Here is a 12,609-nt window from a genome sequence, read left to right as displayed (position 1 = left end):
CCACTCTGCGGGCTTGAATAAGGCTTTGTTAGAGATATTAGTAACCATAAAGGTGTGCATCCAATTTTCTTGGAGTTGCCAGTGCCCCTAGTTCCTTTTCATACACATTGTCTCTGTAATATATGCATCTGATAACATGTGACTCATATTCATCATCATAACTTTTTGATACAGGAAACCTTGTTTTTCCAATTTCTCTAAGTTTACATCTTAAATTATTACGTACGACAGAATCATAGATAAATACTGACATTGGAGCGTGAAAATGAAGGTATTTGGAGGCTAGAGAACGCTTTTCTACATCAGTCGATTTTTTCAATAATAGCATCAAATATTCATGAACACTCAGTAGTTCGTCCATATTGCTTTCATTGATCCTCCCTATCTCGTTAAGTTGTCGAATCTTTTGATCTATCTTTGACTCTATTAAGATATTAGCCACATCATCGATTTTAAAGTCTTTGCCCGCTTTTCGTTCTATTGAGGCCGAATATGCTCTACCGATAATCCAAAGTTTAGAACGTACTACATCTAAATCATCATGAAGCGGTTTTTCTTCACACATCCTATATAGAATTGTGTTCCCATATCCAGTATAGTCATTCGCATACTTCATTTACATACCTTTAATGTTTAAACGCACCAACCAAAAGCCGTTCGTATGTTTTGATTCGTCTGCAGTTACTTGTTATGAGTTGATTCGGCAATGGCAATGATAATATCAATGTCATCATTTTCATAATCTCCAAAATCAACAATCCATGCATTTTTTGGATTTCCAGGCTCTAATGATTCTAGCTTGTCATTTTCTTGATTATATTCAAGACCCATAGCTGCATGATGCCATAGTAGTTCTTTAAAATATGTTGAATAGTCTTTTATTGTATTAATTGCTGATTGATATTTGTTTCTATTTCTCGATACGTGTGTTTCATAATCTTCGCCGAATGGTCTTGGAATATGCATAAATGCCCCACATTTTTTGTATATTGTGATTAATTTTTTATGAGTGGCATTAATATCTTTACGTTTAAAATGATGCCTTCCAGCATTACTTGTTCTTTCTCCTAGTGGTCTAGGCATAAAGTGAGGACTAATATCATTTAATTTTTTTAGAATAATTCGAGCATTCCAATCTTGAGTGTAATCACCAGAATCGTCGTCATCTGTTTCTCCTTCAAGGGCTCTAAAATCCTCATAACGCTTTTGATCACAAATGATAGAGGCAAAACAGACTTGCTCAACTATTTTTCTGAATTGAAGAAAACAAAACTCTATATCCAAAGGTGAGAGATTGCTGTTTCTATTGTTGAGATTATCATTAATAGCTTTCATTCGTAATTTTATTTCGAGCATCATTGAACGATAAATTAGGTGTGATTCTATGGTTATTTCCTCATTAATTAATAACGTTTACTGGTTCCCACGTTGTACGTGGTAACCCATACTTCAATTTTTTATACTAGCTAAATATGAGTTTATAATCAAACCCTCATATGCATTCCCACGATGTTAGACTTTTTGCTAATTAGTATTTTCTTTATCAATTCCAGTAGATAAAGAAATTATTTTTTCTTTCGGGAATTGTTTTTTCAGAGATTTGCTTAATTTGTTAGCTATGGAATTTAGACTTAGAATTGTAGAATCAACATGTTCGATAACATCATCTGTAGTGTTACATAATGTATGGAAAAGTCTTTCACCTAACACTTTTTTCATATGTTCAACTGTATAATCACCACCATGCATTATGTTTGCAGTTTCTAATGCTAGTTGTGCTTCTTGGCGATGAACTATAGACCTTTCATTTATCACTGCTATTGCAGCTTTATATCTTGCTTCTTCTACTGAAAGCTCGCCGACTAGATTTTTATCATCCGTATCGAGCAAAAATGATAATGAATCAATATTAAATGAAATATCATCTTTAAAATGTAGAAGAGTAGGTATCATTTCAAGAAATGCAGTAGGTTTAGCGCGTACTGGATCAATAAATTGTCTTTGATATTGCGTAAGTGTATTAAGCATTGTAGCAAGTTTAAAAATTGCCAAATTGCCACTCACTCTATTTTTATTTATTTGCTCCTGTTTTTCTTTGTTACTTTGAAAATCGAAAGCAAACTTAGCACCAAAATAAGCAGCTAACAAGGTTACGATTGCTGGGACATAGTTGGAAAACAGGTAATCTACGTGTTTTCCTTTTAAAATCCATCCAGCAACTGTACCTAAAATAAAGGCTGTAGCAATTGAAATGATTATACTTATATACTTCATTCTTGATTGTTATCCTAACTATTTATTCAACTTATTCAAAGAATATATGTTCTTTTGTTACCGTACTTCAGTAATAAGTATATCAAAAACGCTTTGTATTAAAGCCTTATACAATATATATCTTTATGAGCTTTTTTATCTTCATATGTCTTGCCTTTAAATTTGAGGATATCAAATTAAGCTTTGGATATAATTTACGAAGAAAAGGGGGCAAAAATATGCCAAAACATAATTTCAGTATAGAGATGAGTTTTTAACCATGTACCATAAAGAGTGTGATGGAAGTATAGTTGATATCTCTGGTAAATATATATTTTTCAGTTTTGAAAAATTCATCAATGATATTTGTCATGGTAATTGTTGTTTTATATGTGGTGCAAAACAATCTGATAAAAACTTTAATGACGAACATGTTATTCCAAATTGGATCTTACGCAAATACAAACTTCATAGAACAACAATAGAATTGCCAGGCGATAAGTTATATAACTATGGTCATTATAAAATCCCTTGTTGCGAAGAGTGTAACTCATTAATGGGTCAAACTATAGAGGAACCAATTAGGGACTTACTACATCTTCCATTCAATGAATTTGTAGGAAAGATATTCGATGTCGATAATGAAACATATTTACAATTTGTCAACTGGTTATACTTGATTTTTTTAAAAACTCATCTCAAAGATACTACAGTGAGACTCAATCAGGACAGAAGAAAGGGTGATGGTAAAGTATCATCACTTTTGGATTTGAAAACACTTCATCATATTCATTGTATGGCACGTGCATTTTATACCAAATGCACAATTGATAAGTCAGCATTTCCAATGCTCAATATTTTTCATATAGATGATGATTATGCAAATTCATATGATTATGCTGATCTAAGTTATTGTACTTCAATGATGATGCAAATAGATGAAAAATGTATTATTTTTGCATTAGATGATTCGGGCATGGCAACATATGCTGCTAGACCAATGCTAGATAAAGTTGCAGGAAATAATATAACCCCAATACAAGCAAGGGAAATTTTAGCACGGATTGGTTTTGCAAATTTCATCTTAAAAGAACGTCCAGTGTATCATACAATGACTGACCCAGACAATGGAAGTACAATGATTCTTGGCGATGTTCCTGATAATATTGAAATGCTAGATCACGAAAATGAAGACTTTGGTATGTTATTTTATCAAACAACAAAAGGCTTATTGGAACATATGGTTGTAGACAACATATCGGATGTAAAACAAGAGGTTAAAGAAGGACTAACAACTTTTCTAGTGGATGAGGATGGACAATTTAACACTAGGTCAATGATATTTATCGAGGACAAAAATAACTGATTTTAAAACGCGAAGAATTATGTGTGAATTATTTACGGAAGACGGATTTGAAACAAAACATAGAAACCTTATAAAATATATAACAATATAAGGTTTTCATTTATCTTTTAGCAGATCTTTGTCTTCCTCTGAAATGAGAATAATTTTAATATTTTTTCTTGACAAGTAGAGTGGTTTAATAATCTCATTGATAAGTTCTACAGCAAGAGGATTTGATGTATATATACCAATATGTGTTATGTTCTTTTTGAAAATTTTCCTGTAAGCTCTTTGTGTTGTTTGAATTGAGCCACCTATACCTATTCTCATACGTTTTATATAGGGTTTTCGAATTCTTATACTTCTTTTCAAAAAAATATTATCACTAAGCTCTTTTGATAATTGCTGAATTGTGATAATACTTTTAGATTTGGAAAACTCTAGATAAATTCGAACAGCTGCAATGTCACCAGAAGAGTAAGCTTTAATGCTTGGTTTATTTTTTTCTACTTGTCGCCTATTCAAAATAATCCTTATGCCACACCTTAATATAAAAAAGTTTTTCAACATTTGCACATATGTATTTTCTTCTAAATTATGGGCACTTAAGTAATATGCTCTATATTTTATGGAAGTTAATTATTAAGAGTATATCAAAAATACTTTGTAGAAGAGACCTTATAATCTATATACTTTATAAGGTTTTAGAAAAGTAATCTATTTAACATAATGATGTTTGAAACAAACAAGTCTAATATCATGTTGATGGACTTTTATATAAGTCACCCCCCATAAGAAAAATCAAAGTCTATTTACTGTAATATACGACTTTAAAATTCTTGCTCATTATAGGACGAGTTATAAATTACTCGTATTTATCTGGGCTATTAAACCAAAAGGACCATCATGGCAGAAAGAAGAAAATTCAAAAAAAGATTTTGTAAATATTGTGAAATGAAAGTAGACTTTATAGACTACAAAGACTTGGGACAACTTAAATTCTCACTAAGTGAGAGATTTAAAATTATGCCAAGAAGACTCACTGGCAACTGTAAAAGACACCAAGAGCTTGTAACTGGAGCAATCAAAAGAGCTAGACAAACAGCACTTATTCCTTATATCGTAGATAGAAAGAATGTTGTTGAAAATCCATTTGAAAACGTAAGATAGATTGTACCTTCCTCTTGTTCCCATTCTATCAATGGGAACAAATACCTTAAATATCCTCTAAACTTTTTAAAATCACTATTAAAACACACCTATTTTAAATAATTTGTCTAAAGAATAACTGACTAAAAGTAAAATAAAATAGTATCGATAAAGGGAGTAAAAAGTGTATATTTATAAAAGTTAATGTATTATCTTAATATTAATTTTACCAAATATATTTTTGGTTTTTTGTGTTTATACACAATCCAAGTATCCACTGTGCCTCTATAATTTATTATCTAGGAAACCTTGAAAACACAGTCCTTGTTTAAGGGATATTTTTAAAATCTACATCTTCAGGAAAAAGTCTATAAAAATATTCTATAACCACTCAAAATGTAAATATAATTAATTGTTTTTTCTAAAATAATTGGATTTATTTACATTTAACGTAATATAATTGTGTGCTAATCCCATAAATAAGGGGAATACACAGTTATTTACACTATATTTGTTATACATAACCTTTTTAGGAGAACACCATGGCAGAAAGAAGAAAATTCAAAAAAAGATTTTGTAAATATTGTGAAATGAAAGTAGACTTTATAGACTACAAAGATTTAGGGCAACTTAAATTCTCACTAAGTGAGAGATTTAAAATTATGCCAAGAAGACTCACTGGTAACTGTAAAAGACACCAAGAGCTTGTAACTGGAGCAATCAAAAGAGCTAGACAAACAGCACTTATTCCTTATATCGTAGATAGAAAGAATGTTGTTGAAAATCCATTTGAAAACGTAAAATAGATTTTAGCTTACAGTGACAAAAAGTCCATCTTCAAGATGGACTTTACATCTCAATAAACCCTCTTAACCTTTTTTCAATACAAGAAACAATTTATCCGATTCATCCAAATCATAAAGATTGACATCATCACTCTGAACCAGTTCCAAACCACTTAGCATCACTATCTCGTCTAGAGAATGATAATATTGTCTAATCGTCTCTTGAGACTTTTTAAAACTGCTCCCCTCTTTTTCAAAAAGTGTGAACTCAGAACTATACACACCCTCTTCAAAGTCACTGTCCACAGTTAAAAATCTCTCTTCGTCATCCACGATATAAGAACCTACTGCTACATTTTCAAAACCATACAGCGTGTTGATGTCACAAAGAAAATATCCGCCATCATGTAAGTGCTCTTTTACACATCCTAAGAATTGTGCCAATTGTACTTTATCGAGATAGTTCAGCATATCGAAAACAGCTGTCAATACGTCATAATGGGCATGTAGTTTGCATAAGTCTACACACTCCGCATCATAGCCTTGTTCAAGTGTTCTTGAGACCATAAGGGGACTGAGGTCTATCCCTTTAACCTCTGGAATCTCTAATGCACCTTGCATTTGACGTAAGAAGTCTCCAGAACCGCACCCCACATCCAGAAGGCTGTTAAAATCTATGGAGTTTAAAAAAAGAAGGTAATGGGCATAGAGACTTGGGGCAGCCTCTTTTACGCCAAGAAGGCCCTCTACTTTTGCGTAGAGGTCAAGAGGGTCTGAAGTAGAATTAGCCACGGCTTTCTACAACAGCTTTGATCTTTTCATATAAAGAGAGAATCTCTTCTTTCTTTGCATAAAAACTATTTTTATTTGAGATCAGATGTGCAGAAGAATCCATAATGTCTTCAGCCACTTTCAATCCGTTCTCTCTCATCGTTGAACCTGTTTCAACGATGTCCACAATAGCATCAGCCAGACCGACAAGAGGTGCCAGTTCTATAGAGCCGTAAAGCTTCACTACTTCTACACCTACGGCTTTTTTTGCAAAATAGTTCTTCGTGATATTGACCATCTTTGTAGCCACTTTGATGTTAGGACGTGACCAGTCAAGTTCATCTTCATTTTTGATACCGATAGCCACTTTACATTTTCCTAACTGCATATCCAGAAGCTGGATAATATCTAACTCTTTTTCAGTAATGACGTCAAGTCCAACCACACCGATGTCTGCTGCACCGTGTTCTACGTAAGTCGGTACATCTTGATTACGTACATTCAAAAAACGAAACTCACCCATATCCAAGATGAGTTCTCTACCTTCAAACTTAAATTCTCCACCGAAAATCTCAGCAAATATTTCAAGTGTCTGTTCTGCTATTCTTCCCTTTGGAAGTGCTACTGTTAACATATCTCTGATTCCTTAATCACTTTCCGCATCCCGTTAAATACCAACATTTCATCGTAAGTGGCTTCTTCAAAAAAACTTGATAAAAATTTTCCGTCTCCACCGGTAAAATAAAGCTTTTTACCATCACTATGCTTATCTATGAGTGCTTTTATAGACGCGATTATACCATAGCTTATCCCATCTTTAGTTGTGGAGGGCAATTGCTCTAAAGATATCGTTTCATTCAACGTTGTGTCCAAGACCGGTGAGATAGAACGATAGGCTTGTAACATCGCTTTTATTCCGGGCAAGATAAATCCGCCCCTATACTTTCCCTCTTCCATGATATCGACGGTAATAGCAGAACCTGCATCCACAAACAACCCATTTTCATGACTCAGACACAATGCTCTTCTATCTACGCCCATTGTCTCATAGGCACCTTCCAAGTGTATCTGTGGAGAGATATTTTTCCATAAGGCAATATTTTCTATGGTACTGTCAAAGTGTTGTTTGACAGAGATATAGCAGAGGGCCTCTTTGTTATATTTACGAATCGCCTCTTCATAGGACAAATGCTCTATCTCACGCCCATTATAAATATGGAAATGGGTATTTCCTATATCTGCGAGTAACAACCTATCCTTTATCTCAGTACTTCTCATTTCATTCGGGCTCATGCCATACCTTCCAGCCATTCTCTTCAAGCATTGCTTTGGCATGTGAGCATAATGGTGCTTTGATAAGTATGTATTTTTTAGTGATATTACTGCCCACATACTTTTCCAGTTTTTCATGTAATACCATCAAGTCACCTGTTTCTTTACGAAGTACTCTGCTTTTCTTTTCAAGCTGCATGACCAGTGCATAATACCCTTTCAGGTCAACACCTAAATAGAGTGAAACTTTTTTACGGGAACCCAGTTCTTTTGGCAGGATCTCCTGAAGAGATTTAAAAATAAGTTTTTTATAGTTCAAATATTCAACCAGTGCTTTCATGACACTCCTTTTAACGGATGATAACTGTTCATGGTCTCTGCCAAATTCTGTTTTTGTATATGGGTATAGATCTGTGTGGTCTCCAGAGAACTGTGTCCCAACAACTCCTGCACCACACGCAGATCTGCGCCACCGATGATAAGAGAAGAGGCAAAAGAGTGTCGTAATACATGGGGTGATACACCCAAATACTTCTTCACGATTTTATACGCAGAGATACGGCTGAGGACATCACCTTTGTAATTTAACCAAATATAACTGCTTGCCATATCCTGTTCCTGCATATACATCTCCAATGCCTGAACAGCTATAGGTGCAAGAGGTACGATGCGCTCTTTTTCTCCTTTTGCAAAACGTATCTTCAGCCATCCGTCCACGATATCACTGCGCTGTACATTCAATGCTTCTGAAATACGGCAACCGCTCGCATACAAGAAGAGTATCAGTGAATAATCACGCAGTCCCATGATCTTACTTCTGTCAATATTTTTTAAACCTTGCAGTATCTCTTCACTGCTCATGTATTTGGGTAGATTTTTGGGTACTTTTGCCATAGGGATCTTGATCTTTTCATGTGTAAAGTCTTGCTTATGACAAAAATGGAAAAATGTATTGATAGAAGAGAGTTTTCTGTTTAACGTTCTTTTGTTCTCAAAGGTAGATAAAAATTTTAATATATCCGTAGTATCGAGTTTCGTCAGTGCTTTTTGACTCAACACTTCGAGTTGGGTAAGGTCACCCAAATAAGAAGAAATAGTCAGTGTATCCAGTGCCTTGGTGACACTAAGATACTCTTCGAAAGCACTCAGTAGATCACTCATAACCTAGTTTAGATAATTCAATCATATCACCGTCTTTATAGAGCTTTGTTCCAGTAATGAATGCTGGCTCATCCACTTCACCAACATCATAGATCTTCTGTTTTGTCAATGCACTGTTCATCACGATCAGTGACCCTCCCTGGTCTAAACCATACACCTTGCCATTAAAGGCCGTACCTACAGAATAGTGTGCAAATTTATACTTTGCTTCTCCCACTTTTTCAAGATAGCTATTTAAAGCAAGTATCTCTCCTTCTTTTGTAAAGAGATAAATAATACCCTTATCAAATGCCACTTCAGAGATATTTGCTTTATACTCATTCTGTCCACTGCTACCTAAGGTAAGGAGTCTTTTTGGCGTTGCAGCGATCATAGTGTTGCCCTTGCGAGACAAGTATATAATGTTATTAAATACTTTTTCAGTACTGAGATAGACCACTTTTGCATTATCACTGTCATTGATATTGACAATAATGAGTTTTCCGTCAAGCATAGGCATAACAACTAAACCATCAATAAAGATCGGACTTGCCGCTCTTGTATCAATGGCAACTGTTGCCTCAGATCTACTTTCAACCAATTTTCTATTGTCTTTCATTTGATAAATACCAAAGGTATTGTTGTTGAGAATATAGGCAATGACACCATTGTGGATCGTTGCAGAAACGACAGGCACTTTTAAAGATACTTCACGTACCGCTTCTTTCGTTTTTTTATCAATTACTTTTAAAATACCCTCAGTATTTGTAGCCAGTATATAGGTATCGTTTTCATTTAAAAATCTATACCCTTCACCAAGGTTGACAGTGCTTACACCCGCCTTACTAATGTATTGACCACTTTTAAGTGTTCCGCCTTCACGACTAAGGTCGCTGATACTTCCACCATACGAAGTTGAAGCATTGGAGGCTGAAAATGTCTGTTCTGGTTCAAAGTATTTTTTACTGCTGCACCCTGAAAAGAGTAAAGCTGCTACAGTAAATGTAAGTAGTGACAAACCTTTCATTAGTTTGCCTTTATGGTAGAGTGTTTAAGGAACTCTTTGATCACTGAAAGGGATGAACGTTCGTCTATAAGCTCCAATTTATTCTGAGCCGTTTTTACATCACCTGCAAGAATAGACAAATAGGCTTCTTCAAACAGTGCCATCTCTTTATAGAGCTTTGAGTCCACAGGTTTTTTCTTGAGCACGCCTGCAGTATAGCCACTGGCATCAGCGATCACACTGTTCGTACTTGAAGTCAAAGACTCTAACGCTTTGATATCTTCCTTTTTCACTGCTTGCGCATAAGTGTAAAGCTCTAAAAGTGCCGGATTATTCTCTTGAAGTACTTTAAGAGCATTGCTATCATCACTGTCACTCTGTAGTGTTAGGAAAGCTTCATTTGCTTTTACAAGCTTTGCTTCATGCAGAGCACTTATCACAGCTTGTCCCCCAAAGAACAAAATAAGTACGACAATCACACCCCACAATTGAAACTTGTATTTTTTATACAGTGACTCTAGTTTAAAAGCACTCTCTAGTACCTTCTCATCACCACTTAACTCTTTTTTTACATAATTCACATCATCTTGAATGCTCACGTAGCTCTCCTGCAACATTTTTATGCATATATTATACCTTTTGGAGTTAAAAGAGGGGTTATAGTTCTAGAGTTCGACGACTGTAATGCCTAAGTTTCCGGGCATTCTATAAAACTTCTGTATTTTAGGATGTTGTTTAAGATACTCTGTCACCAATTTGGCTAATACACCCCCGCCAGTACCATGAATGATCTGTACTTCACTTAGTCCGTTCACTAAGGCATCTGAAATAAATTTATCGACGGTATCTATAGCTTCATCAGCATACATACCAAGTAGTTTTACAGAAACAGCTGCTCCTGACTTTTCAACATTGACCTTGACCTCTTTTGCTTTAGGTTTGACTTTGATCTGAGGGGTATCTCCTCTTCTTTTGAGTTGTCCCAAAGGCACTCTCATCTTCAATCCATCTACGATGATCGTCGCATCTTTACCACGGATACCGAGTATCTCACCTTTGTGAGAGCGGTATTTCACCTTGTCCCCTTCTTTGAGTGGTACTTCCTCTTTTAATTTCACTTCTTTTTGCTTGAAATCTTTACGTTGATGTGCCACATTCAGCAGGCGTCTACCCTCTGCTGACTCTTGTGCTTTGAGCGCTTCTCTTGCTTTTTTTGTCGCTGCATTATAACGGTTTTCCAGGGTTGCTAGGGCTTTTCTGTGGCTCTCCTGAAGCTTCACTTCTTCATCCTGGAGTCTCTGTTTTTGTCTCTCTACAGCTTTTAACTCATCATCTATTTTGGCGATCTTCGTGCGCATTTCACGTTCAAGTGAGGTAGATTTTTCTATGAGTTCATTGAGGTTTTCTTTGTCCTCTCCATAGACCTCTTTTGCTTTGTTCACAATGGCTACAGGTACACCATAACGTTGCGCTGTTTCAAAAGCATAACTCTTCCCTATACTTCCCTGCAAGAAAGTATACGTAGGTACTCTGCGCTCTTCATCGTACAGTGCTGCGATGAGTTCCACCTCATCATCACTGGCCATCAGTGAAGCCAAACGTTTATGGTGTGTTGTCACAATAAAGGTAATACCTTTTTTGCGTAATTCATCCAACATCACGCGAAACAGGCTGGCTGCTTCATCACTGTCCGTACCCAGTTCTATCTCATCGACCCCTACGATGGCATCTTCTTTGTGAAAGAGTTTTGCAAACTCCTGCATACGCCCTGCAAAAGTAGAGATGTCATTCTTCACCGATTGAGGGTCATCTATAACCGCTTCTATGCTTTTGTAATGCCCGACTTCTGTCTGTGCAGCATTACATTGAAAAGGAAGCAGATACTTACTCATGTAGACTGCTGAGAGCATTGACTTGAGCAACATCGTTTTACCCCCGGCATTCACCCCCGTGACAAGCATGATCTGCTTGGAGAGATCCATGGTTATAGGGACAGGATTCTCTATAGCTGGGTGGGCAAAATCCTGCAGCTTAATACGTTTGTGTTTACTCGGCAAAATGAATTCATACTCTTTGGCTCTAGCAAAACTGACACGTGCCTGATAATGGTCAAATCTATCATACTCTTTGTTAATGAATGCCAAAAAACGTTCCCACTTGAAAAAGATCGCCGAGATATTTTTACAATAGGTATAGATCAACTCCTCTTTACTGCTTAGCAGAGCAGACTCTTTCTCTTTTAAGTGAGAAATACTTTGGGGGATGATATAAAAAAAGCCTCCTGGACTACGTGCAGCCACAGTGGCCTTAATAGCATTGTTAAACCCTCCGCGTACCAGTAAAGTCTCTTCCCCACCGTTGAAATGTACTTGTGTATCCACGAGATAATCTCTAAGCCTGCTGGAGTGTGCCAGCTTATAGAGCGTCTCTTTGATATCTATCTTGTTTTGCTTGATGGCACGTTCAAGTTTAAAAAGTTCCGGATCACGTTCAGGATTAATGTCGCCCTCAGCAGTAAAAACCCCTATAACCTCTAGGATCTCTTCTGGTATCTCTATACCTTGTATCCAAGAGATGAGCGGTTCTGTGAAACCCACTGTCTTTAAGGTATTGAAGTAAGAGATCATGGTGACAAAAGCATAGATCTCATCCAGTGAAAGTACCCCTTGTTTTTTAATAAGGTTCAATTCTCTGTCTAAGTTCGGTACAGTATGGGGTATGGGGAATTGTACTTTGGAAAGTGCTTGTATATAACGATAGTGCTGGTTGATATCACCCATCATTGCCACAGGTTTCTCTCTTGCTAAAAACTTTTGGAACTGCTGTATATACCCGTCCAGGTCCAGTTTTTGGATAATGGTTTTTTCGCTACTCTCCTGCGAATGCAT

At 35.9% G+C, this 12,609-nt stretch carries 15 protein-coding genes; 3 read left to right on the top strand and 12 right to left on the bottom strand.

What is annotated here, in order from left to right; all coding sequences use genetic code 11:
* Positions 1–37 precede the first annotated feature (37 nt).
* The 3 genes from LDM93_RS10410 to LDM93_RS10400 all read right to left on the bottom strand — a co-directional run bounded on the left by LDM93_RS10410 (position 38) and on the right by LDM93_RS10400 (position 2,274).
* On the bottom strand, positions 38–616 hold the full coding sequence (locus LDM93_RS10410; protein WP_223892340.1) for a hypothetical protein: 579 nt from the start codon (positions 614–616) through the stop codon (positions 38–40).
* A gap of 65 nt (positions 617–681) precedes the next feature.
* Positions 682–1,335, bottom strand: coding sequence for a hypothetical protein (locus LDM93_RS10405; RefSeq protein WP_223892339.1), 654 nt, complete (start codon positions 1,333–1,335; stop codon positions 682–684).
* A 189-nt stretch (positions 1,336–1,524) separates the two neighbouring features.
* On the bottom strand, positions 1,525–2,274 hold the full coding sequence (locus tag LDM93_RS10400) for a hypothetical protein (RefSeq protein WP_223892338.1): 750 nt from the start codon (positions 2,272–2,274) through the stop codon (positions 1,525–1,527).
* Positions 2,275–2,533: 259 nt separating this feature from the next.
* Here LDM93_RS10400 and LDM93_RS10395 point away from each other — a divergent pair, with 259 nt between their 5' ends.
* Complete coding sequence (locus tag LDM93_RS10395; protein WP_223892337.1) at positions 2,534–3,619, top strand: HNH endonuclease; 1,086 nt, start codon at positions 2,534–2,536, stop codon at positions 3,617–3,619.
* 96 nt (positions 3,620–3,715) lie between these two features.
* On the opposite strand, the gene LDM93_RS10390 is transcribed toward LDM93_RS10395, so the two are convergent.
* The gene (locus LDM93_RS10390; protein ID WP_223892336.1) at positions 3,716–4,123 is read right to left on the bottom strand and encodes a hypothetical protein; all 408 of its coding nucleotides are present in this window, start codon (positions 4,121–4,123) and stop codon (positions 3,716–3,718) included.
* Between the two features lie 381 nt (positions 4,124–4,504).
* Between LDM93_RS10390 and rpsR (LDM93_RS10385) the strand changes: the two genes are divergently transcribed.
* Complete coding sequence (gene rpsR / locus LDM93_RS10385) at positions 4,505–4,768, top strand: 30S ribosomal protein S18 (RefSeq protein WP_223892335.1); 264 nt, start codon at positions 4,505–4,507, stop codon at positions 4,766–4,768.
* A gap of 521 nt (positions 4,769–5,289) precedes the next feature.
* Positions 5,290–5,553, top strand: a complete 264-nt coding sequence (rpsR, locus tag LDM93_RS10380; protein ID WP_223892334.1) for a 30S ribosomal protein S18 — start codon at positions 5,290–5,292, stop codon at positions 5,551–5,553.
* A 63-nt stretch (positions 5,554–5,616) separates the two neighbouring features.
* On the opposite strand, the gene LDM93_RS10375 is transcribed toward rpsR (LDM93_RS10380), so the two are convergent.
* The 8 genes from LDM93_RS10375 to LDM93_RS10340 all read right to left on the bottom strand — a co-directional run bounded on the left by LDM93_RS10375 (position 5,617) and on the right by LDM93_RS10340 (position 12,609).
* Positions 5,617–6,324 carry a class I SAM-dependent methyltransferase gene (locus tag LDM93_RS10375; protein ID WP_223892333.1) on the bottom strand — a complete coding sequence of 236 codons (708 nt, stop codon included), beginning with the start codon at positions 6,322–6,324 and terminating at the stop codon, positions 5,617–5,619.
* Positions 6,317–6,937 carry an ATP phosphoribosyltransferase gene (hisG, locus tag LDM93_RS10370; protein ID WP_223892332.1) on the bottom strand — a complete coding sequence of 207 codons (621 nt, stop codon included), beginning with the start codon at positions 6,935–6,937 and terminating at the stop codon, positions 6,317–6,319. The genes LDM93_RS10375 and hisG overlap by 8 nt, the downstream gene beginning before the upstream one ends.
* The gene (locus tag LDM93_RS10365) at positions 6,931–7,596 is read right to left on the bottom strand and encodes a type III pantothenate kinase (RefSeq protein WP_223892331.1); all 666 of its coding nucleotides are present in this window, start codon (positions 7,594–7,596) and stop codon (positions 6,931–6,933) included. Before LDM93_RS10365 ends, hisG begins: the two co-directional genes overlap by 7 nt.
* Entirely contained in the window at positions 7,583–7,915 is a 333-nt protein-coding gene (locus LDM93_RS10360) for a hypothetical protein (protein ID WP_223892330.1), read from the bottom strand. The genes LDM93_RS10365 and LDM93_RS10360 overlap by 14 nt, the downstream gene beginning before the upstream one ends.
* Positions 7,912–8,736 (bottom strand): tyrosine-type recombinase/integrase, encoded by an 825-nt coding sequence (locus tag LDM93_RS10355; RefSeq protein WP_223892329.1) that lies wholly within the window; start codon positions 8,734–8,736, stop codon positions 7,912–7,914. Before LDM93_RS10355 ends, LDM93_RS10360 begins: the two co-directional genes overlap by 4 nt.
* On the bottom strand, positions 8,729–9,742 hold the full coding sequence (locus LDM93_RS10350) for a hypothetical protein (protein ID WP_223892328.1): 1,014 nt from the start codon (positions 9,740–9,742) through the stop codon (positions 8,729–8,731). The genes LDM93_RS10355 and LDM93_RS10350 overlap by 8 nt, the downstream gene beginning before the upstream one ends.
* Positions 9,742–10,320, bottom strand: a complete 579-nt coding sequence (locus tag LDM93_RS10345; protein ID WP_223892327.1) for a hypothetical protein — start codon at positions 10,318–10,320, stop codon at positions 9,742–9,744. The genes LDM93_RS10350 and LDM93_RS10345 overlap by 1 nt, the downstream gene beginning before the upstream one ends.
* A gap of 66 nt (positions 10,321–10,386) precedes the next feature.
* On the bottom strand, positions 10,387–12,609 hold the full coding sequence (locus LDM93_RS10340; RefSeq protein WP_223892511.1) for an endonuclease MutS2: 2,223 nt from the start codon (positions 12,607–12,609) through the stop codon (positions 10,387–10,389).

The sequence above is a fragment of the Sulfurovum sp. TSL6 genome, from assembly GCF_019972115.1.
GTDB lineage: Bacteria > Campylobacterota > Campylobacteria > Campylobacterales > Sulfurovaceae > Sulfurovum.
Note: the sequence above shows the minus strand (reverse complement) of the source record. Positions and strands in the feature narration are given on the sequence as shown.